19 protein-coding genes are annotated in these 23,548 nt (G+C 41.2%); 11 read left to right on the plus strand and 8 right to left on the minus strand.

Translation table 11 applies throughout. The features are described from left to right. Positions 1-498: 498 nt before the first annotated feature. The 10 genes from hepC (at position 499) to ACR5KR_RS13495 (ending at position 13,630) form a co-directional block, all read left to right on the plus strand. Positions 499-1,218, plus strand: a complete 720-nt coding sequence (gene hepC, locus ACR5KR_RS13450; protein ID WP_448266858.1) for a heterocyst development glycosyltransferase HepC — start codon at positions 499-501, stop codon at positions 1,216-1,218. A gap of 194 nt (positions 1,219-1,412) precedes the next feature. Then, positions 1,413-3,263 (plus strand): heterocyst formation ABC transporter subunit HepA, encoded by a 1,851-nt coding sequence (hepA, locus tag ACR5KR_RS13455; protein WP_448266859.1) that lies wholly within the window; start codon positions 1,413-1,415, stop codon positions 3,261-3,263. A gap of 184 nt (positions 3,264-3,447) precedes the next feature. Further along, positions 3,448-4,608: a glycosyltransferase family 4 protein gene (locus ACR5KR_RS13460; protein ID WP_448266860.1), complete on the plus strand. Its 1,161-nt coding sequence runs from the start codon at positions 3,448-3,450 to the stop codon at positions 4,606-4,608. A 64-nt stretch (positions 4,609-4,672) separates the two neighbouring features. After that, a complete protein-coding gene (locus tag ACR5KR_RS13465) occupies positions 4,673-5,665 on the plus strand; it encodes a glycosyltransferase family 2 protein (RefSeq protein ID WP_448266861.1) in 993 nt (330 codons plus the stop codon). Between the two features lie 182 nt (positions 5,666-5,847). After that, positions 5,848-7,047 (plus strand): glycosyltransferase family 4 protein, encoded by a 1,200-nt coding sequence (locus ACR5KR_RS13470; RefSeq protein ID WP_448266862.1) that lies wholly within the window; start codon positions 5,848-5,850, stop codon positions 7,045-7,047. Then, entirely contained in the window at positions 6,965-7,921 is a 957-nt protein-coding gene (locus ACR5KR_RS13475; protein WP_448266863.1) for a glycosyltransferase family 2 protein, read from the plus strand. Before ACR5KR_RS13470 ends, ACR5KR_RS13475 begins: the two co-directional genes overlap by 83 nt. A 63-nt stretch (positions 7,922-7,984) precedes the next feature. Next, on the plus strand, positions 7,985-9,454 hold the full coding sequence (locus ACR5KR_RS13480; protein WP_448266864.1) for an O-antigen ligase domain-containing protein: 1,470 nt from the start codon (positions 7,985-7,987) through the stop codon (positions 9,452-9,454). A 32-nt stretch (positions 9,455-9,486) separates the two neighbouring features. Continuing rightward, positions 9,487-10,620: a glycosyltransferase family 4 protein gene (locus ACR5KR_RS13485; protein ID WP_448266865.1), complete on the plus strand. Its 1,134-nt coding sequence runs from the start codon at positions 9,487-9,489 to the stop codon at positions 10,618-10,620. 137 nt (positions 10,621-10,757) lie between these two features. Next, positions 10,758-12,407: a GMC oxidoreductase gene (locus tag ACR5KR_RS13490; RefSeq protein WP_448266866.1), complete on the plus strand. Its 1,650-nt coding sequence runs from the start codon at positions 10,758-10,760 to the stop codon at positions 12,405-12,407. Positions 12,408-12,640: 233 nt separating this feature from the next. Further along, positions 12,641-13,630, plus strand: coding sequence for an adenosine kinase (locus ACR5KR_RS13495; protein WP_448266867.1), 990 nt, complete (start codon positions 12,641-12,643; stop codon positions 13,628-13,630). Between the two features lie 619 nt (positions 13,631-14,249). Here the strand turns inward: ACR5KR_RS13495 and ACR5KR_RS13500 are convergent. The 8 genes from ACR5KR_RS13500 to ACR5KR_RS13535 form a co-directional block, all read right to left on the minus strand. Continuing rightward, entirely contained in the window at positions 14,250-15,443 is a 1,194-nt protein-coding gene (locus tag ACR5KR_RS13500; protein ID WP_445631935.1) for an MFS transporter, read from the minus strand. A gap of 231 nt (positions 15,444-15,674) precedes the next feature. Then, positions 15,675-16,679, minus strand: a complete 1,005-nt coding sequence (locus ACR5KR_RS13505) for an SDR family oxidoreductase (RefSeq protein WP_448266868.1) — start codon at positions 16,677-16,679, stop codon at positions 15,675-15,677. 468 nt (positions 16,680-17,147) lie between these two features. After that, positions 17,148-18,422, minus strand: a complete 1,275-nt coding sequence (locus ACR5KR_RS13510; RefSeq protein WP_448266869.1) for an ATP-grasp domain-containing protein — start codon at positions 18,420-18,422, stop codon at positions 17,148-17,150. After that, complete coding sequence (locus tag ACR5KR_RS13515) at positions 18,419-18,658, minus strand: hypothetical protein (protein ID WP_448266870.1); 240 nt, start codon at positions 18,656-18,658, stop codon at positions 18,419-18,421. Before ACR5KR_RS13515 ends, ACR5KR_RS13510 begins: the two co-directional genes overlap by 4 nt. A gap of 289 nt (positions 18,659-18,947) precedes the next feature. Continuing rightward, positions 18,948-19,331, minus strand: coding sequence for a hypothetical protein (locus ACR5KR_RS13520; protein ID WP_445631931.1), 384 nt, complete (start codon positions 19,329-19,331; stop codon positions 18,948-18,950). A 177-nt stretch (positions 19,332-19,508) separates the two neighbouring features. Further along, positions 19,509-20,048 carry a DOMON-like domain-containing protein gene (locus ACR5KR_RS13525; protein WP_445631930.1) on the minus strand — a complete coding sequence of 180 codons (540 nt, stop codon included), beginning with the start codon at positions 20,046-20,048 and terminating at the stop codon, positions 19,509-19,511. After that, on the minus strand, positions 20,045-21,163 hold the full coding sequence (locus tag ACR5KR_RS13530) for a phosphotransferase enzyme family protein (protein WP_448270191.1): 1,119 nt from the start codon (positions 21,161-21,163) through the stop codon (positions 20,045-20,047). Before ACR5KR_RS13530 ends, ACR5KR_RS13525 begins: the two co-directional genes overlap by 4 nt. Positions 21,164-21,418: 255 nt before the next feature. After that, complete coding sequence (locus ACR5KR_RS13535) at positions 21,419-22,732, minus strand: Tudor-knot domain-containing protein (protein WP_448266871.1); 1,314 nt, start codon at positions 22,730-22,732, stop codon at positions 21,419-21,421. Positions 22,733-23,007: 275 nt separating this feature from the next. On the opposite strand from ACR5KR_RS13535, the gene ACR5KR_RS13540 reads away from it, so the two are divergent. After that, positions 23,008-23,217, plus strand: coding sequence for a hypothetical protein (locus ACR5KR_RS13540; protein ID WP_448266872.1), 210 nt, complete (start codon positions 23,008-23,010; stop codon positions 23,215-23,217). Positions 23,218-23,548 lie beyond the last annotated feature (331 nt).

Raw genomic sequence — 23,548 nt, forward strand, 5'->3', positions numbered from 1 at the left:
ACCTCAGCGTAATTCAACGTAGATATAGATTCATGGGTAATTTCTCTCTACACTTCTCTACTGTCAGTAGTTTCCGGAAAATCAAGATTTGCCCATGAATGTTAATAGTAGCGGTCACACAATTTTGGATTTTAGATTTTAGATTTTAGATTGACCCCAGCAATCAAGTCAGGGGCTTGAATAAAGAATTTTGGATTTGAGATTTATTCCACGAATAAATTCGGGGGCTTCAAACCTTTTTAAATTTTGGATTTTGAATCTTCAATCCAAAATCCAAAATTTAAAATCTAAAATTCGGTGATTGCTACTTATGTAATTAGTATCTGTCTAATTTGTAAATCTCTACACCAGCAGAATTCTACGCAATACATGCTTGGCTGAGTGGCAAATACTATAGCATATTTTTGGACTTACAACAAGATTCGGATTTGGGTCTTTGGCATTAATAGCCTTTGATAACGCCTCAGTAATTCACTCCTGTATAAACCCAAAGACATTATGACAACTTCAATAATTCCAACTCTAGAGAATTTATATGATGTAACCCAGTCACACCAAGATAATCGTGGGTACTGCACACTCCAGTGGCGACGGGGTAAGCTGTTGGTGAAGCCGCTTGGAGGAGTGAAACAACCATATCTGGCTTCATTAGATAATAAGCGATCGCTAGTAGAATGCTTACAACATTCTCCAGTAAGTTTGGTCAGCATAGATCCAAAATTGGGTGAGACTTTGCTCAAATTTTGGGCAGATGCATGTGAAGCAGCTCAAAAACCAATATTCCTAAGCATACCCGCTAGCAAAAAACTCCCTAACCAACCCTTCAGACAATTGCAGCGAGTAATTGATTGGATTGCCGCTTTTATATTGCTGCTATTAGTAAGTCCAGTCATGTTGGGATTGATTGTATTAATGCAGGTTTACTCGCCAGGGCCTCTTTTTTGTCATGAATGGCGTGTTGGGGAACGGGGTAAACTCTTTCAAGCGATGAGTTTTTGCACCGACAATACCACACCACTAGGGCGTCGGATGGGTAAATACAATCTCGACAATCTGCCACAGTTATTTAATGTGCTACGGGGTGACATGAGTTTAACCGGATCTCGTTGTTGGACTTTGGAAGATGCAGTACAGCTAAATAAATTACCAGAAATTACAACTTCCTGGGAAGTAGAGGCACAGTCTCATCTGTTACATCTCGATAGCCAAACCCTGTAATTTATCGGTGCGGTAATTGATGATTTCATTTATCGCACTGAGACTCAAAAAAATTATTTATGTAGTATCAGATTCTAGATAATTAGTTTTTCAAACGCGATAAATAGCATCTTTACGTCAGGGTTTTGAGCTTATCTGAACTGTATCGATCTATAGATGTCTATGTAACTTGCCAAAATATTATGAGAAAATTAATGAATTTACAGCTTCCTCAACCAGTCAGTAATCTGCTCAAAGCTAGTAGCTTTTGGCAGGACAACTATTTGATATTGCGAGAATTTAAACACTTTCGCAAAATTGCAATTTCAGCTCTGGTTTTCTCAATTTTGGCGGCAACCTTTGAAGGTGTAAGTATTGGTTTCTTACTTTCATTCTTGCAAAGCTTAACTAGCCCCAATGCTCAACCCGTACAAACAGGAATAGAATGGTTCGATCTTTGGATTTTAGGAGCCAAGACATCAGCAATTAATCGTTTATATCGCGTATCTTTGCTGATTTTATTGAGTACTTGGTTACGTGCCACCTTCAATTATTTTTCTCAAGTTTATACTGAATTATCTCAACTACATCTTGCCGATCGCTTACGCAAGCAAATTTTTGAACAGTTACAATCATTATCGCTAAGTTACTTTAGTAAAACTCGTTCTGGCGAACTAATTAACACAATTACTACAGAAATTGAGAGAATCAGACAAGGTTTTAGTGGCGGAGCTTTTTTAGTAACTAGAGGACTCACAACCTTTGTCTACTTAATATCAATGTTTTTGATCTCATGGCAATTGACGATAATCTCAGCATTGCTATTTACACTGTTAGGTGTGGGGTTGTCAAATCTGAATGCTAGAGTCAGAGAATCAAGTTTTGGCATGACAACTGCTAATGCTAATTTCACATCAACAGCCATAGAATTTATTAATGGCATTCGCACTGTTCATTCTTGTGGTACTCAAGAATTTGAACGTCAGCGTTACTATAAAGCTAGCGATAAAGTAATAAGTAGCACAACAAAGGTTGTATTTACCTGGACACTTGTGAAGCCAATTGCCGAAGCGGTAGCGACTACGGTATTGATCGGAATGATTATTTTGGCATTCACTAGTCTTGTGACTAATGGAACGCTACAAGTTGCTTCTTTACTAACCTTTTTCTTTGTACTATTTCGCTTTATTCCATTTGTTCAAGATATTAATGGTACGAGAGCATATCTTAGCACTTTACATGGTTCAGCAGACAATATTAAAAATCTGTTGAAAAGTGATGAAAAATATTACTTTCAAAATGGCAGAATTCAGTTTAAGGGATTAAACAGGTCAATAGATTTAGTATCTGTGGATTTTGGCTATGATGATGAAAATCTAGTGTTGCATAATATTACCCTGACGATTGAAAAGGGAAAGATGACAGCATTAGTCGGCTCGTCTGGCGCTGGTAAAACAACTCTTGCTGATTTGATTCCCCGATTTTATAATGCTACAGATGGATATATTTATATTGATGAAATCGAGATTCAACAGTTTGAAATTAACTCTCTCCGTCGCAAAATAGCTGTCGTCAGTCAGGATACTTTTATTTTCAATACTAATGTTTGGCAAAATATTGCTTACGGAACTCCGGAGGCAACGAATGAGGAAATTCAAGAAGCAGCTAAACTAGCGAATGCACTAGAATTTATTTTGGAAATGCCCGAAGGTTTTGATACCCAATTAGGAGATCGGGGTGTTAGGTTATCTGGAGGACAAAGACAGCGAATTGCTATTGCACGCGCTCTACTGCGGAACCCAGAAATTTTGATTTTGGATGAAGCAACTAGTGCCTTAGATTCCCTATCTGAGCGCTTAATTCAAGATTCATTAGAAAAGCTATCTGTGGGTAAAACAGTAATTGCGATCGCTCACCGTCTTTCTACTATTTCTAAAGCAGATAAAGTTGTAGTTTTAGAACAGGGACGAATAGTAGAGCAAGGTAAGTATCAAGAACTATTGGAACTAAAAGGCAAGCTTTGGAAATATCATCAAATGCAATATGAAGTAAGGCAGCCAGATTAAAAACAACATCCAATTACCAAAGTAATTACAACATATTAATCGGCTGTACATCTCTACAGCCGTAAACTCTCAAATATGTATCAGTAATTTTGCAAAATAGTAAAACAAAAAAATTTTAACCACTTATTCTATCTATAAATAAGTTATTAAAATTAATCCTATATACTTAAAATTCATAGAAAATATGTCCCAGGAAATCTTTGACAAAGACCTAATTTATCAATGCTCAAGTTTTGGTGTCGGTGGGAGCGGAGGTGTTGAAACTTATTTAGCTTCTCTGTTTGAACATCGACCACGTGATGTTAGCGATCGCGTGATAAAATCACTTAAAAATATCGATCAAAAACAGTTCAAACTGCTGCACATCCACAGTCCAGATTTGCTATTGCAGCTTACAGGCGAATGTCCTGCTATCTTCAGCGTTCATAATCACTCATTCTACTGCCCTAGCGGCACAAAGTATTTAGCAGAGCAACGGACAATCTGCGATCGCAACTTCTCTTATTTAGGGTGTACCTGGGGTAAATTAGCAGATAAATGTGGTAGCCGTAGACCTTTAAGAACTCTTAGAGAACTTCAAACCACTCATCAGTTTTTAGATGTCTTAAAAAGGCTAAAAATTACTTTCATTGCGAATAGCGAATATGTGCGGCAAGAGTTAATTCAAAACGGTGTATCCCCTGAACAAGTTATAACCCTACACTGTGGAATCTCTATACCAGAAACAGCAAGTTCACCCCTAAGTTTGGAAGTACATCAAAATCATCGAATTTTGTTTGCTGGACGAATTGTTTCTGATAAAGGTCTGGAATGGTTACTGAAAACCTTAATACATACAGACCCAAAAATTCAACTTGATATTGCAGGTGAAGGTTGGGAACGGCCGCGGTTAGAAAAGTTAGCAAGCACACTCGGATTGAATAAGCGAATCACTTGGCATGGTTGGTGCGATTCGGATAAATTAGATAAACTTTATCAACAGTGTTTTGCAGTCATCTTTCCCAGTGTTTGGCCTGAACCTGCTGGTCTTGTAACTCTAGAAGCATACTCTCGTTGTCGTCCTGTAATTGGTAGTGCAGTCGGAGGAATTCCAGAACATTTACAAGATGGAGAAACGGGTATTCTTGTTCCAGGCAATAATATTCAAAAGCTGGCTGATGCTATTAATGAATTGTCTAGAGATTATCAAAAAAGCCGATACATGGGTGAGCAAGGTCATACTTTATTGATGAAGGAATTTACAATGGCTGCTCATGTAAATAATCTCCGAACAATTTATGCAAAAACAATAGCTGAATTTCCTTCCCAAGCGAACAAAGTATATAGTATCTCTCCAGCTAAATAAGCTGAATTTACTAAAAACATCAAATATTGCATCTTTTACTTAGAAAATATTAAGGGAGAAAAATATGTCATTGCATCAAGAATGTCAACAACCTTTAGTCAGTATTGTTATCCCCACCTATAATCGACCAGACTATCTCAAGCAAGCGATCGCAAGTGCGATAAAACAAACTTATCAAAATATTGAAATTATTATTTCTGACAATTGTAGTTCCGAAAATCCCCAAGCAATTGTCGCATCTTTTGGTGATTCACGCATCAAATTTTGGCAGCATCCGCAAAATGTGGGGATGTTAGCTAATCAGCAGTATGGCTTTAGCATGGCGCAAGGTAAATATGTTGCTAGTCTCCATGACGATGATATTTGGCATGAAGATTTTTTAGCAACGCTTGTACCACCACTAGAAGCCAATTCTGATTTAATTCTCGCTTTTTGTGACCAATATATTATAGATGCTGATGGCATAATTAATCATGCTGGTACTGAAGAAAATACACGCGCTTACAAGCGAGACAAACTAGCCAAAGGAATTTATAAGCCTTTTTCCAAAATTGGATTGGTAGATAAAAGTATACCTACTGCTGCATCTTGCGTGATTCGGAATAATTTGGTGGATTGGTATAGTATTCCCTCAGAAGTTGGTGGGATGTGGGATTTATATTTAACCTATCTATTCTGTATATCTGGTTATGGTGCTTACTATTGTCCAGAAAGATTGACGCGATATCGTGCCCATGAGCAAACTGATACTATGCTCAGTGGTAGTCGAGATGTACAAGCAAAAATTCGCAAAGCGAAAAGCGAAATGTTTTGCTATCAAGTATTTATGGAAGATCCTCGGTTACAGGAATTTAGAACTCATTTTCAGGAGAAATGGTTAGAAGCTAATACTACTTTGGGAATTGGTTTGCTACGAAGCGAACAGATAGCCGCAGCACGCCCTTATTTTTGGCAAGCGCTGAATCAACAAAAATTTAATGTGCGAACTATGGCAGCACTTAGTCTTAGTTTTACGCCGCGATTTTTAACAAGTAAGTTAATCGGAATATCGAAATAATATCTCAATATCTCTGAGTTGAGGAATTTCTTTCTTAAAGATATCTCTTGCATAAGTCGAATAGACCCCCCTTAATCCCCCTTTATAAAGGGGGGAAACTTGAAATATTGCCCCCTACCCAATACATACGGGGAGGGTTGGGGAGGGGTGATTCAAGGATTTTATCCTTAAGGAAATAGTGTATGAAACTTTGTATTGTTACTCATAAAATCAAAAAAGGTGATGGTCAGGGGCGGGTAAACTATGAGGTTGCTAAGGAAGCAATTCGTCGCGGTCATCATTTGACATTATTAGCTAGTGAAGTCGCACCAGAACTAGAAGAAAATAGCCAAGTTAATTGGATTCAAATTTCAGTCAAAGGCTATCCTACAGAATTTGTGCGTAATTTCATCTTTGCTCAAAAAAGTGCAGATTGGTTGCGCAAACATCGCTCTGAAATTGATTTAGTTAAAGTCAATGGAGCAATTAATCTGGCTGCGGCTGATGTGAATGCTGTGCATTTTGTCCACAGTTCATGGTTGCGATCGCCAGTTCATATTTCTCGCAACCGCCGCGATTTCTATGGTTTTTACCAGTGGCTATTTACGGCTTTTAATGCCCGTTGGGAAAAACAAGCTTTCCAAAAAGCGCAGGTTGTTGTAGCTGTATCGGAAAAGGTAGCCCAAGAATTAGTCAACATTGGTGTACCGCGTTCTCGAATTCGGGTAATTGTCAATGGCGTAGATTTAGAAGAGTTTACCCCTGGCCAAAGCAATCGCCAAAAATTAGGTTTACCGGAGAATGTCACCCTAGCTTTGTTTGCTGGAGATATCCGCACACCCAGAAAGAATTTAGATACAGTACTACACGCCTTGGTGAAAGTTCCCGATTTACATTTGGCGGTGGTAGGTCATATCGAAGGTAGTCCCTTCCCACAACTAGCGGCATCCTTGGGGTTAAGCGATCGCGTGCATTTTGTCGGATTTCGCCGTGATATCCCCGAAATTATGCGGTCAGTAGATTTATTTATTTTTCCTTCCCGATATGAAGCTTGTAGCCTCGTATTGTTAGAAGCACTTTCTTCAGGACTACCAGTAATTACTGCCACAGCTACCGGGGGTGCAGAGTTGGTGACACCAGAATGTGGCATCGTCTTAACCGACTCAAATGATATCGATGCTTTGGCTGTGGCGATGATGTCCTTGGTAAGTGGAGATATGCTCATACAGCAAATGAGTCAAGCTGCTCGTTCTGTGGCAGAACAACATAGCTGGACTACTATGGCACAAACTTATGTGGATTTATTCGAGGAGTTAAGCAATGCGGAACACTGTTCTGATACCGACTTATCGCCGTCCACAAGACCTCTCACGCTGCCTTTTGGCGCTACAGGAGCAAACTAAACCAGTCGATCAAGCGATCGTGGTTGTCCGCGATACGGATGCAGAAACTTGGGAATTTCTGGCCCAATACACAGCGCACAATTTGCCACTGCATCCCGTGAAAGTGACACAACCGGGGGTAGTAGCAGCTCTCAACGCCGGATTAGCAGCAGTGGAGGGCGATATTGTTTCCATTACTGATGATGATGCCGCACCCCATCCCGATTGGTTAGAGCGGATTGCGGCTTACTTTAGCTGCGATCGTCGCCTCGGCGGTCTGGGAGGGCGTGATTGGATATACCACGGCAGCAAATTAGAAGACGAATCCCGCCCAGTAGTGGGACAGTTGCAATGGTTTGGGCGAGTCATTGGCAACCATCACCTGGGAGTGGGAGAACCCCGCGAAGTCGATATTCTCAAGGGCGTGAACATGAGTTTTCGTACCCAAGCTATCGGACAACTACGCTTTGACGAGCGGATGCGCGGTACTGGAGCGCAAGTACACTTTGAAATGGCATTCACCCTGGCATTAAAGCGGGCGGGTTGGAAGATAATTTACGATCCTCGCGTTGCTGTAGATCATTATCCAGCACAACGTTTTGATGAAGATCAGCGAAATAACTTTAATGAAATTGCCTTTATTAATTTAGTCCATAATGAAACCTTAGTTTTACTAGAGCATTTACCATTTATCCGCCGGATTGCATTTTTGTTCTGGGCAGTATTTGTGGGTACATGCGATAGTTTGGGCTTAGTACAATGGCTGAGATTTTTACCTAGTCAAGGGCAGTTGGCGGGGAAAAAGTTATTAGCATCCTGGCGTGGACGTTGGCAGGGATATAAACATTTCAAAATTCAGAATTCGCAATTCAGAATGAGGCAGAGCCTCGAATGACTTCATTCCCAGGCTAGAGCCTGGGAACGAGTTGAACTTATTTATATGTACATCTAAAATTGAATGAATTCTAAGCAGATACTTTTCAATAGTTTTTTACAAGAAAACTATTCTCCCGAAGAGCGATCGCTACAAGGTTGGATGGCGATCGCAGGCTTTATATTACTAACTGTAGTTTGCTATTTTGGTGGTGTTACTGCCGGATTGCGCCTAATTTACCCGGCGACAGCTTTAGTAGTAGCCGTATTTTTATACTTGCGGCATCCCATTCTCTACATTGGCTTTACCTGGTGGATTTGGTTTCTCACACCCTTAGCGACTCGCTTAGTTGATTATCGGGTAGGCTGGGATGCTAGCCGTCAAATGCTCATAGCACCCTACTTGGTGGTGTTTATTACTATAGCAACATTTTTGCGACACTTTCCCCGCGCTTCTCGCCAAGGGGGTTTGCCGTTTGTTTTGGCTTTTATTGGAGTTTTTTATGGGTTTCTCATCGGTCTAATTTACAACCCACCTATCCCTGTAGCACGCGGATTAATGGATTGGCTCAGTCCGGTGATTTTCGCTTTTCACTTATTTATCAACTGGCGAGATTATCCCAGTTATCGCCAGAACATTCAGCGAACATTTCTCTGGTCTGTGTTGATTTTAGGAACTTATGGCGTATATCAATTTGTAGTAGCTCCTGAGTGGGATAGATACTGGCTCATCCAATCAAAATTATTCATGAGTTCTGGAAACCCTGTACCTTTCGGGATGCGCGTCTGGAGTACATTACACTCAGTCGGCCCCTTTGGTTCGGTTATGCAGGCTGGATTACTCTTATTATTGACCGGTTCGGGAAGCTTAATTTTTCCGGCTTCAGCTGTTGGTTATTTATCTTTTCTATTAACACAAGCACGTACTAATTGGGGAGGCTGGTTATTTGGAATAATTATGATTATGGGTTCAGTCAAAGCCAAAATTCAAATGCGCTTAATTACCATAATTGTAATCATGGCTATTTGTGTTGTGCCATTGACAACTATCGAACCAATTGCTGGAGTAGTAGCAGCACGTTTTGAAACTTTTTCTAATATTCAAGAAGATGGCAGCTTTAAAGATAGATCGGGAACTTATGACAGAAATCTTGGTTTAGCCCTTTCTAATGGTCTAGGTAACGGCTTAGGAAATATTTGGAAAGTCAACGAAAAAACTGGTCAAATTGAAGTAGTGGTAATTGATAGTGGCATTTTAGATATGTTTTTCACCCTTGGTTGGTTTGGAGGCATATTTTATATGGGTGGATTAATCTTGTTGATTATTACTGTTAGCAGCTATAGTGAAGGTCGTTTCGATAGTTTTGTCAGTGCTGCCCGCGCCATTGGCATCAGTTCTGCTTCACAGTTAGTTATCGGTAGCGGGATGTTGAGCGTCTCAGGGATGATTCTTTGGGGATTTTTAGCTATGGCTATGGCAGGACATAAGTACTATAGCAATCCTCAGATGTTCTCCAATATTTCTAACTTCTCTAATAAGTCGAGAATCTCATAAATCTTATAACTTAAATAGGACTGATATAGATTATGAAAGTAATTATTGTCATGCCACTAGCCGAGCAACGAGGCGGTGGTGAAATGATGCTTTGGGATTTGGTGCAGCAGGGACGTAATGCTGGTGTTGAGTGGCTGGTGATATTTTTAGAATCCGGCCCGATGGTGGAACAAGTAAAGTCTCTCGGTATTGATGCGCGAGTTGTAGAAAGTGGACGTTTACGCCAAATCCACCGTTTTATTGGCGCTGTTTTGCGGATAGCTGCGATCGCACGCCGCGAACGTGCAGATATAATTGTCAATTGGATGTGGATTACGCATATATCTGGAGGTTTGGCGGCAATGCTGGCAGGGTTGCCTGCTGTGTGGTATCAACTAGAAGTACCTAGCGATCGAACTTTGTTGGTGCGACTTGCTACTTTAATCCCAGCGCGGGCAATTATCACTCTTTCGCAAGATGGCAAGCAAGCACAGGCAGAGATTTGGCCGCACAGACCAACGCCTTTGGTTTATCCTGGTGTCGCATTAGACCGATTTGAGCCGAATGCTTTACCAACTCCAGAAGAAGCACGGCGAAAATTAGGCTTACCTTTACACGGGCCGTTGATTGGAATTGTGGGACGATTGCAACGATGGAAGGGAATGCACGTATTGGTGCAAGCGATGCCCAAAATTTTACAGAAGTATCCCGATGCCCATTGTCTGGTAGTTGGCGGTAAGCACGATTTGGAACCGGATTATGAGGACTTCTTAAAAGCCGAAATCACCGCTTTGGGCTTGGAAGACCAAGTAATTATGGCTGGACTACAGCGTAATATCCCGGAATGGGTGCAAGCAATGGATGTATTTGTTCATGCATCGGATAAAGAACCGTTTGGGATTGTGATTATTGAGGCGATGGCGCTGGGTAAACCTGTAATTGCTGGTAGTGCAGGCGGGCCGACAGAGATTATTACCGATGGAATGAATGGATTATTAACACCTTACGGCGATGCGGATAAATTAGCGATCGCAATTCTCCGCTATCTTGACGAGCAAGAATTTGCCCGAAGTGCGGGAATAGCTGCTAGACAACGCGCCCTCGATTTTTCAACGCAGAATTATGCCCAAAATTTTATTAATGCAATCCGCTCTGTAATGCCTAGCCCTCTATCACAAAAGTTTTGATCGGTTTGTAGTAAGCACTTTAGTGCTTAAAAATTCAGGACTAAAGTCCTTACTACAAACGCATTTACACTTCGTAATTAATATCCTCTATACATCTGCGCAATATAAAAAATATTTATGCAAAAGGAATTAAATCAATGTTGATTGATAGCCGCAAATTACCAATAGATGAAATTATCAATACGGAAGTTTGTATAGTTGGTGCTGGCCCAGCCGGAATTACACTTGCACGAGAATTAATTGGGCAAGACTTTCGAGTGTGCTTACTAGAAAGTGGTGATTTAGAATTTGATCGAGAAACTGCATCTCTTGGTAAAGGTGAAACGGTTGGAGATCCTTTTCCCCCCTTACAAGATATGCGTCATCGTCAATTTGGTGGAATGGCTAATGTCTGGAATATTGAAATTAATAAAAATCAACTTGGTCTGAGGCACGTGCCGTTAGACGCAATAGATTTTGAAAAACGAGATTGGGTTCCATATAGTGGCTGGCCTTTTAGTAAATCTCACCTCAATCCATTTTATGAGCGCGCTCAAGCAGTCTGTAAACTCGGTTCTTTTGCTTACGAAGCTGAGGCTTGGGAAAATGCTCAATCTCCTCGGACACATTTCACAAGTGACCGAGTTACTACTAGTATGTTTCAGTTTGGCCCGCGCGATATTTTTACTAATGAATATCGCCGCCAAATCAATCAATCTCCTAATATAACTACATACCTCAACGCCAATGTGGTAGAAATTGAGGCAGACGAAACAGCCCAAACAGTGAAACGCGTGCAAGTTGCTTGTTTATCTGGTAATAAATTTTGGGTTGTTGCAAAAGTATTTATTTTAGCCGCAGGTGGGATTGAAAACGCGCGGTTGTTATTACTATCAAACAGAATTCAAAAGAATGGATTAGGCAATCAACATGATTTAGTGGGTAGATTCTTCATGGATCATCCATTTATCCGTTGTGGTATGCTTGTTCCGCCAAATCGCAAAATATTTAATTCGATGGCTTTGTATGATTTACGCCGCGTGAACAATGTCACAGTCATGGGAAAATTTGCTCTGACGGAACAAGTGATGCGCCGCGATAAATTATTAAATATGACCGCGTTGTTATATCCCAGAGATGAAAGATTTAGATCGGCAGCAAAGGCTTCTGCAAAAATTTTGTTCTCTTCAGTTCGACAAAAAAAGTTACCTAAAAATATTTTTCAGCATTTGCAAAATGTCATAACGAATATTGATGATTTAGTCGCTGATTGGTATAAATATAATCTCAAAAAAGAATATTTATTCCCTGATTTAAGTCATGGAGGATGGTCTGAGCATGAAGGTAATGAACAGAAATATACTAAGTTTGAAGTTCTCAGCCAAACTGAACAAACCCCAAATCCAGATAATCGAGTGACACTCAGCAATCAACTAGATAAGCTGGGTTGTCCGCAAGCAAAATTAATTAATTATTGGAGCGAAATAGATATTTGCAGTGTGAAGCGATCGCAGTTAGTATTTGCACAAGAGTTTGCTAGCGCCGGACTGGGTGAGTTGCAAATTGAATTAGATGGAGATCGTCCAGTTGCTTCTCTTAGTACCCATCATAATATGGGAACAACGCGTATGCATCACGACCCAAAACAAGGAGTAGTTGATGCAAATTGTCAAGTTCACGGCATCTCTAATTTATTTATGGCAGGTAGCTCTGTTTTCCCTACAGGAGGCTATGCTAATCCGACGCTGACCATTATCGCCTTGGCAATTCGATTAGCTGACCATCTGAAAGCACAATTGTCTCACTAAGTATAACTTCGTGTAAAATCGTCACGTTTTAGATGTAGCGATCGCCTGAGTTTTTCTTCGTGCCATTCTGAGGATTTGTACTCGTAGCGTCACAGTAGTAGTAATTATATTTGCTTGCTCGTTTTTTTGAAAGTATTTCATCAACGAGTAAGCTTTTTCTACCTACGAGAGTTGTCTATCTGTTATCATCAGTTCTGTTCAAGTCAGATAGAAATTATTCTCGGAGATCGACAATGGGCAAGAAATATGATGTTTATGGTGTAGGTAATGCTTTAGTAGATATAGAATACGAAGTTTCTCCAGAGTTACTACAAAAGCTAAAGATTGATAAAGGTGTAATGACACTTCTAGATGAAGACAGTCAAAATCATATTTTGGAAAATCTCAAAAATCTTGATTGCCATAAGAGTTGTGGAGGTTCAGCCGCCAACACAATAGTGGCAATTAGTCAACTAGGAGGAAAAACTTTTTATTCCTGCAAAGTAGCTAATGATGAATTTGGAGACTTTTACATCGAAGATTTAGTCAACTCTCAGGTAGATACCAACTTAAAAAATGGCGATCGCCAATCAGGAATTACAGGTAAATGTTTGGTGTTAGTAACTCCCGATGCAGATCGCACCATGAATACATTTTTGGGAATTACTGGAGAATTTTCTACACAAGAATTAGTATCATCAGCGATCGCTGATTCAGAATATATATATATAGAAGGATATTTAGTGGCTTCTCCTACAGGAAAAGAAGCAGCTATAAAGGCTAGAGAAATAGCTGAAAAAGCGGGAGTAAAAACTACCATGTCCCTATCTGATTACAACATGGTGAAATTTTTTAAAGATGGTTTATTAGAGATCATTGGGCCTGGTTTAGACTTGATTTTTGCTAATGAAAGTGAAGCATTAGAACTAGCAGATACAGAAGATTTTCAAGTAGCTGTAGACAAACTAAAAACCCTGAGTAAGAAATTTGCTATCACTCGCGGTTCCAAGGGATCAGTAGTATTTGACGGTGAGAAATTAATCGAAATCGCTGCACCTCAAGTAAAAGCTGTAGATACAGTAGGAGCAGGAGATATGTATGCAGGAGCTTTCCTCTATGGAATTACCCAAGGTATGAGCTATGAAGAAGCCGGAAAATTAGCATCGGCCGCAGCTTCTAAGATTGTTACATGCTATGGGCCAAGATTAAAAACTGAGGAGTTAAAGGCATTAGTTATTGCTTAGAGAATGTTAAAAAAGTGTCCTATAGCATATTAAATTTTGACATTATCCCCCCAACTCCCCGATGTATTGGGAGGCTTTAAGAAACTATTTCCCCTCCCCTTGACAAGCTACGGTGTACACACATCTCTAAAAATCCTACCCACCCAATATTTCTGTTCAAGTGAAAGTCGCACACTGAGCAAATATCCCGCTCATAACGCCCAGAACTAAAGTTCCGGGCTGATAGCTAACAGTCCTCTTTTAGAGGACTAAACTAAATTTCTTGTTTAGTCCTCTTTTAGAGCAATACAGTTCAGTTAGCGCCAAAAAACTTAAGTTGTGTAGGTTGGGGAGCCACTGCGTTGGGCGGCTATGCCGACTTGTAGCACGTGGCGTTTGAGGAACGAAACCCAACATTTTCATAGCTTTGTTGGGTTGCGCTTTGCTTCACCCAACCTACAATTTTTCTTAACTGAACTGTATTGTCTTTTAGAGGACTTTGGTTATGAGACTCGGAATAAATTCCGAGGCGGGATAGATACACCGCACCAACACTTGTGTATACACCGTAACCTTGAAAAGGGGGTTAGGGGGGGTATTAGATACTTTGGATAACAAATATGGGTAAGTTTTTTGAGACTTAACGAGAAAAGTCAGTTACCGAATGTTGTACCAGCCAGCAATGTAAGCCCACCATTAACAGCGCCAATGGCAGCATCAACATTGGGATGATTTCTAAAGTTGTCCAACTTGCAACCCAACCGGCTCCAGTGGGTACGATCGCAGCGCCCAAACTGGCGGCACTAGTGGCAATGCTAACAGCCGCAGGAACATGGGGATCTGGTAATCGTTGAGGGATTAACCAAATGGTTGCAGGAAAGATGGCTGCCAACCCAAAGCCAATCAACGGTAAGCTAATCCATTGATCGGGCAATTGCCACCAAGCAAGCAATCCAATGATTACAAGACTGAGCGACATACTGATTGTGCGCACCGCCCCAAGGGATTGCAAGAAATAACCTAAGATGAAACGTCCTAATGTTAATCCCACCCAGTAAGCACTAACGCTGTAACCAGCAATCAGCGTGGGAGTGTGACGAGCGACAGACTGCACAGTGTATGCCCAGTTACCAATGCAGGCTTCAGTGCCAACATAAACCAGCAAAAGTAGCCCAGTTAGCAGTACTATCGGAGTTTGCAGCGCTCTGCCCAGATTTTCTAAGGCAGTTGTCTTTGATGGCAATATCCGTACTGTCATTGGTGTGTAGTTGAAGATGATAACACCCAGCACGCTCACAATTAATAGACTGACAATTCCAGCTAATACCCCATAAACTTGTCGCCAGTTCATGCCAACTGCTAATAAAGTAGTAGCGATCGCCGGGCCTGAAAGAGCGCCAATACCATAGAAAGCATGGAGCAAACCAATTAAACTGGCACTGCGGGAATCTTGGACAATGTAGGTGTTAATGCCTGCATCAATCAACCCAATGCCCAATCCCAACGCCGATCCAGCCGCAACCATGAGAAACCAGGAGGGTGAGATGGCATAGATCGTCAGTGCCATCGTCAGCGCGCCCGCAGCAATCAACAGCATTCGGGCTAACCCCAGCCGACTACTCACCAGACTGCTGGTGAATGCTGCCAGAATGTAACCGCTAATTTGACTGAGAAACAGCAGAGTGACGGTTGCGGGAGTTAGGTTATAGGTAGACAGAATCGAGGGCAAAAGAACTCCTAATCCTGCTTCAGCAATACCAATGGCAATAAAGGCATAGAAAGCGATCGCCGAACCTATCCACAGAGGCGGTAAGGTGCGTTGATAGTCTGTCATTGGCTAGAATGCTCCTGGATCGGAAAATTTGACTGCTGAGATTTACTCTAATTACAAGAAACTTATGATTGTGCAAAGTATCAATAGTTAAAAAGATTTTTATAACTACCAAATGGCATTATTAGTAATTATCTCAAAATCTCATCACTATGTTGCTAAAAAGTTTGCAATGATTTCTCTCAAATCCTTGTAAAAACTGAATTGCAAATTTTCCGAAAAGTCTATTTATCCTTAATCTTTGAATACTTTAGCTGCTAACAACGCTAATGCTGCTGTACCAGCGATCGCACCCCACTGAAGAAGCGGATTTTTTTCTAGCCAGTCGGATACGCTAGGTATAACTAAGTTACTAAAATCACCCTTAACTCTGTCGTCTTCAGGAACAGATTGGTAAAAATTATTTGGTGCATCTTCAGATTTCGCCTCAGAAGAACGTAGTAAATCAAAGCCGACGAGCAGTAACAGTGAATCTACTAATGATGGTGAGACGCGCTGTACCACATCTAATATTTTAGCTACATCCCCAACTAAGTAGTCACGAGTTGGATGTTCGGCTACGTAGAGGATAGCATCAGCTACAAGTTTAGGATCGTAGTAAGGTGGTATCCCGGAAGGCTTTACGCCTAATTTCGTCAGACCATTATTCCAAAAGGGGGTGTTAATCACTGCTGGTTTCACACTCGTGACGCTAATCGGCCATTTTTCATGTAGTAACTCAAGGCGCATGGCTTCGATAAAGCCCTCGACTCCGTGCTTGGCTGCCGAGTAAGCACTTTGGTAGGGGAGCGATCGCTTACCTTCCATTGAAGAGACGTGGATCAGTGCCCCCCGTCCCTCACGCTTTAGATGGGGTAGGGCTGCCATTGCACCATACACTTGTCCCATGAGATCGACATCAATGACATGCTTAAACTCTTCTGGTGTGATGTTGTCGAAAGTGGCAAAGATGCCGATCGCAGAGACATGTACCCATGTATCGAGTCGCCCGTACACTTCCACAGTTTTATCTGCGATCGCTTTAACTTGCTCAAATACTTCCACATCAGCTACGTAAAAAGTTGCCTCACCGCCAAAGCCGCGAATCTCCTCCACTAAAGACTTTAGCTTCAACTCACTCCGAGCCGAGACTACGACTTTTGCGCCGCGTCTAGCAAACTCAAGAGCTGTGACACGTCCGATCCCGCTGGAGGCTCCGACGACAGAAACGACTTGCTGATTGATTGGCTTTAATTGCATAAGTGTTACGTTTTAAAATAAATTAGGGATTGGGAATTGGCTTCGAGAATCTTAGAGATAGCTTCAATAGGTAATTCAGCCACTTTGTTAGTATCAGTTGTTATTAAAAATATTTCTTAATAACTCTCCTAGTACATATATACGTTAATTATTATTACGGTTGCATTTCTCTGTCTATTGGGGAATTTGAAAGCGCCACAGGAAGTAGATTTCAGGAAGCAGGAGGAACCCACGTTTAAAAAGTGGGATTAAAGTAAGGACGCTTTACCCGCATTTCTCACAAGCTTCAGGCGTTTGATGGAGCAGAGGGGCAGCACTTCTCTGCGAGACGCTCCGCGTAGCTTGCTTCCCCGGAGGGGTACGGCTACGCTCAGTGACCGAGGGGCAGAGGGCATGGAGAAGAGACAAGGAAGAGGGGGGAGACTTGGGAGAGATTTGTTCAAAAATTCCCCCTTGTCCCCAACCTGTTTAAGGGAGCCATTGTAATCCCTTATCCTGTAATTTCTGCTCGATATGCTGCATTTCCTGGATAGTTTCTCCAGTCACGATCGCATAAATTTCGGTGTAGATTTTTCCGTATTTGACCTTCTCTAAAGCGGACAGAACGATTAAGTCTTTGCGATCTAGTTCTGGTTTTAAGGTGACTAAAATTGAATCCAATGTACCTTCCATGCGGTAGCTACTAGAATATTTAGCAACTTCCTTTCCCAGTTCCAGTAGGGTGTGACGCTGTAAGCACAACGGAGTCGATCCATTGACTCGGAAATTGGCATCGATCGCATAAAATTCTCCGTCTCGATCTTCTAGCACATCGAACCCAATCACGCCGAAATAACCATGTTTGTAAGCATACTGACCAATGGCGGCAATCATTTCAAAGAATTTGCTCGTGTCAGTGTTGCGGTAGTCAATTAGTCCGCCTAAATAGTTGCCTTCTGGAGTGACGAGTTGGCTGGTAGTGCCGATGAAGGTTATCTCTCCCGCTTTGTTGACATAAAACTGTACGCAGTAATTCTGCACCTCATTCTTGACGAACTCCGAGACAATAATTCTATCGAGCGACTTAATCTTGAGATATTTTCTGATTTCCTCAAAGCAGTAGTTCAAATCGTTGAGGCTTTTGATGATATAAGTGCCTTCCCCTGAGAGTCCGTGCGATGTTTTGATTAAATAGGGAAATTGTTGTGGTAAATGAATGTCTTCTAGACTATGAGCGTGCAAATTGTAACTCTGGTATTTTGGACATTGCACTCCCAATTCGGCTAAAGTAACTTTGCTGAGTAAACGGTAATGAGTGTCTGAATCAACAGCGTGTTTTTCTTTTTTGAGGCGATCGAAGGGAAATAGAGTGATGAGTTTGTCAAAGCGATCGCTGTGGCTGAGATCGTCCAAATAAGTTAAGCGATCCATTATCAACCTATTGGAGTAGCTGAAGCCAAAATGCTCTTGCCAGTATGCAAGCAGCGACTTTGGCGGCGGATTAATCACAATTCCAGGAATGCGATCGCCTAACACAGCTAAAATTTTCCAAGGTTCCTTTTGGCAAATCTTGTCAAAGGAGGTTTTGGTGGCTTCACTACTGCCATCTTGAATAAAATATTTTTCTAGATTGGGATAAGCAGCCCAACTAGCAGTTGCAGGGTAATTGAGGATAAACCCATAAGATGCATCTGTGATATCTTGAGCAAACAGATCGGAAAGAGAACTTCCTTGAAAGTATTGAAAGTTATATTTTGAGTTCATTTAGCCCTCCCAAAAACCCCATCCTCAAACAATTGGACAGATACATTTTCTGTCTGCACTCCTGCCAGCAGAACCCGATCTTGGTTCAAGACAATTTCTTTAGTAATTGCAGCTAAGTATTTAATAAAATTCGGTAAAATCAATCTACCTTTTGGGTAAATTTGTTTAAAAAACCGTTGTAATTGTTTTGTTTTACTATATTTTCTACCCTGAAGATTGCCATATTTTGTTTGCATAAAGCTAATATTCGATAATTGGCTTTTATTTATATATCTTACTTATCTTTTAATTAACTCTATCAAACGAAAGAAGTAAATTAGTTTGTTTATTATCTGATGATTGTAGAGACGGCGATTTATCGCGTATCTTGCCTTAAACAAAATTATTTAGCAGACCCCTAATCTAAAACCTCCATACTTTAGATGTACAGGGGTTATTTCAACTGGTACGGAATGCTTTAAGGAAAAGGTTAACTTGTATTTCATCCAATTAAAAACTTAAACATAGCCATAGACAAAGCTGTACTTATTCAGGATAACTTACCCCGGTTAATGTTTGCAATTGTGAACTAACAGCACTTATGTAAGTTCGATCGCTTAAAACTTGTGCTGGTAATTTTTTAGCATCGATCGCAGCTTTGACTAAATCTTTCGCAGTAATATTTCCGCGCTGACCTTGAGAAATCAAAGCTCCTCCGCTAGGAACTCCTTGCTGTTTGAAAGCACCTTGGTAAGCAAGATTAACAAGATTAAACGGCTGAATGTAGCTGGCATTGGTAGAATTACTGCTTAATGCATCAGGATTAACTGCTGTGTTTATCGATCTGGCTGTTTGAGCGCTAGCAATGCCAGATGTGAAGGCAAGAGAGGCAATGATAACTGTAGAATTTATCAATGTTATTAATTTCATCAGGTACTCCTTAACTATAGTGAAGTGGAATTAATAGTTTCTACTAATAGATTCCCCTTATTTATAGAAATTAACCTCATACAATTGACTCACCCAAATGGTTGAATTGCCTTTCATCCAAATGGGTGACTTGTTGCCGCCTTCTCGTTTTGGCATATTGGTAGCAGTAACCACATTTCACAACTCAACGATGAAACTGTCTCGGAGATGAAAGTCAGCCTCCGCGCCTCGATGAGTTAACGCCCAGTAAGTCACTTCACCATCTCTGTGTTTGATAACGGTAGTAATGCTAATTTCGATGGCTTGGTTTGCCGAGACGATTCGATCCAAATCGACATCTAACGCAAGTACCAAAGCATCGGTTTGATTCTGAACGCTAAATGGTAGCTTTTTAAAGGCAGTTTCCTCTTGCATCCCTTGACGATATCCATCAAAGCGATAGACATTCCAGTGTCCGGCGGGGGAGAGGTTGAATTCCCAATATCGTGCAGAATCTTTAATGCCAAGAAAAAACTCGAAGCAGGTATCTTCCCAAAGTTTATGCTTGCGTGATGGTGCATTTGATGTTGGAGCAATTGCAATTTCTTTGAAGTCACCTCCAAGGTTGTAGTAGATAGTAAGTTGATTAGCATTTCGGCAGATATTGCCTGTAATTTTCAAATCAGGAAAAGACTCGGTGGAAGAAAAGGATTGCAGGGAAAATGTCTGCTTGTTCATTTCATATCTTGGATAATTTTGCGAATCTGCGTTTCTTGAGATTCAATACTTTCAGTCAGCTTAAACTGAACGATCGCTCTTGCTAAGTTATGTTCTGGGTGCTTAACTTTGAAGTAGACATTCCCTGCTAAATAATCAGCAAAAAATCTCAGTCCTAGTTCAAAAGTAATTAGACGAATGGCATCATAGATGTATGCATAATCATTTTCGGTCAGAAATGCCTTAGCCACAGCGAGATAACCCTGGAGAATTTCTTGACACAGATCGGTATCGAAATAAATACTTTCCCAATTCTCGGTTTCTTCGCCAGCCGGATTGCAACCCGATCGCAGGCAATCACCAATATCGTAATGTACCAAACCGGGTTTCACGGTGTCGAGGTCGATGACGCTGACGGCTTGCTGGGTAACAGTGTCAAACATCACGTTATTGATTTTGGGATCGCCGTGCATCAGACGTAGGGGTAGCTTGCCTTCAGCTTTGGCATTTTCGAGGATATGTGCAAAAGCTTGGCGATCGCTAACAAACTGTAAGCAATAATTCACTTCCGAAGATTGAGGCGCACTAGTTTTCGGCAAAACTTCCTCGTAATGCTGGAGATAAAACGGTGTAATATGGAAGCCTTTGAGGGTGTCAGCTAGTTTTTCTGCTGGCAAATCGCTGATTAGATTGTGAAACATCCCCAACGCATAACCGATTTCTTTGGCGTGGGAGCGATCGCGCATACTATCAAAAGACTGGGAGCCTGGAATAAAGCTGATTGCCCGCCAAAATGAGCCATCTGCATCCTTCCAGTGGTCTTGAGCGTTTTTGGTCAACAGTACGCGTGGCACTTCCCAGCGACGATTCAGGGGTGTATCCTGCAACCTTTTTTGAACGTGTTCAGTTAAGGTACGCATATTCTGCATAATCAGTTGTGGCTGACGAAACACCTGTGTGTTAATGCGTTGCAAGACAAAATATTGTTCCTTTGAAGAATCGAGAGTTGCTAAAAAAGTGTCATTTATATTACCACTGCCAAAAGCTTTAACGCCTGTAACCTTCCCCAGTGGGGCGAATTGGTTAGCGATCGCCACCAGATTCTCTGCGACCTGTGTATTGAATTCTTCTGTCATCTGTTTCATCTCTACTACTCCTCACGTACATTGCATGAAAGCAATAGGGGATATCGTAGCGCAAGTGTCAAGATAATTTGTAATTCGTAATTCGTAATTCGTAATTCGTAATTGATTACCAAACTGTCAATTATGAATTTTTCAAAGTACTAGAACAACCCTGAATCCATTCGTGAAAAACAAGCTCCCCGACTTTTTTGAAAAGTCGGGGAGCTGCGGGTTGCAATTCTCGTTAACTCCTTGCTAATTCAACAATTAGGAAATCTCATCGCTATCAACCCACTCGTCATAAGATGAGTCATAACCAACGTAGTGAAGATAGTATTGCTGGCCTTGGATTTGCTGAATCGTTGCGGAATACCAAGCCTCTTGGTCATCATCCCAACATTTTACCTTTTGACCTACTGCATATCCATTTTCATCAGTGGAGCGAAGATCGCGAGTCCGAATGTCATCTTCGCCTACCCACTCGTCATAAGATGAACCGTAACCAAGGTAATGAATAAAGAACTGGTCATCTTGGATTTTCTCAATGGTTCCCTGATACCAATCCTCTTCATCATCATCCCAGACTTCTACTGTTTTGCTGACTTCATACTGAGTCTTATCTGATTTATCTGATTTAACGGCAGATGAAACATCTTGAATCGGCTTTTGTTCTTCTTGTTTGATTTCCTCTTTTACTAGAGTGTATGCTTGCAAAATCAAACTGCGAGCGACAGTTTGAGTTCCTGTATGCTCGTAGTAATTGGTAGTTTGATCTAAGAATGCTGCAACTAAATCTAAATTATCATCAGCAATCTGAATAAAATTACCCAAATTACTAGAAATTGATTGCGGGGTTATGCCCGTCTTGGATACTAAATTATTCATCCAGCCTTGCACGGAGTTGAAACCCTGACTGATAAAACCAACTTTATCAGAAGGATTGCTGCCTGGAAGAAAGTTATTAACGGCTAAGAAAACCGGATTTTGAGTTATTGCACTAGCATCAGTACCACTAATAACTCCGTGAATTTTGCTGAGAAAGTCAGGGCCCAAGGGGAGAATTCCATCTAGACAAACTAAAGCTACCATCCGGATTAGGGATGCATTTTGATAGTTGTTAGTCAGGGAATTAGCAAACTCTTGAGGATTAGGTTGAGGAATGCCGTTTAGTTTGCAAAAGGCAATGATTTCGACGGCGATTTTTAGTACCAAGTCAATGGATTGAGTGACATCGGCTTTGGGAGTAATTTTGCCTAAAAAAGAGAGAAAGCCGATTTTTTCACTAGCTTTATTCGCTAAAGCCGCCGCCGCCATCGCTGTGTCTGCTTTATCAATTGTTTGATAAAGTTTGATGGCAAACTGGTAGCCTTGTTGAGGATCTATGTATAAACTAGCAGCGCGATCGCGGATTTTCTGAATTACCTTAGCATCGGTAACTCCTGTAATGGCGCGGATATTATTGTCAAACCCCGTCAAATTGCTCCATTCACCTGGAGCTACATAATCAAGAGCCTTTAAAACTTTGACAGTAATATTGTCAGTCGGTAACTCATCAACCAACTGAATAATTGATTTATCCATCAGCCGATCCTCAAAACTCCAGATATCGTTACAATACGGTTCAGAGCAGCCCACATCTAGCGTTGGGCAATTACTGAAACGTATTTATAGAGTTCCCCAACCTGACTAAAAAATAACGATGTTAGTAACAGACGCTACACCTAAAGATATTGCATAGGCGATCGCATCTCTGGCAAATATTTATTGTTGAAGTACGGGAACATTCTATTTAAGGGAAGATGCTGTAACACAAGTCTGTTTCTCATAACGTCAAGACGGTAGTCGCTACAGGGAAGGTGGAAGTCGCTACAGGGATGACGGAAGTCGCTACAGGGAAGGCGGAAGTCGCTACAGGGATGACGGTAGTCACTACAGGGATGACGGTAGTCGCTACAGGGATGACGGTAGTCGCTACAGGGATGACGGTAGTCGCTACAGGGAGGACGGTAGTCGCTACAGGGAGGACGGTAGTCGCTACAGGGAAGAATATTTTGATTTTTGCTTAATATGTGGTTATTTAACAGAGTATTAAAAATACCCCACCCTAACCCTCCCCCCTTCGACAAGCTCAGGGCATCGCTTGCAAAGGGGAGGTAATCATTCTATTAAAATCACAGCCAACCACTTTTAAAACATCCCCTAAGCATCACTATTTTCTAACCAACATTACCCGCAGCTAACACTTGTTCGACTGTAAGCGCAATTTCCGGGAAAATTGCAGATACAATTTGCTGACTCCCGTTATATCCATTAGACGATCGCTTTCGTCCATCTACTCACAGTTTGTATGTAGCATTCGGCTAATCTCTGTTCACTTGTAAGGTGAATAATTTATAC

The sequence above is a fragment of the Nostoc sp. DSM 114159 genome (assembly GCF_053470285.1).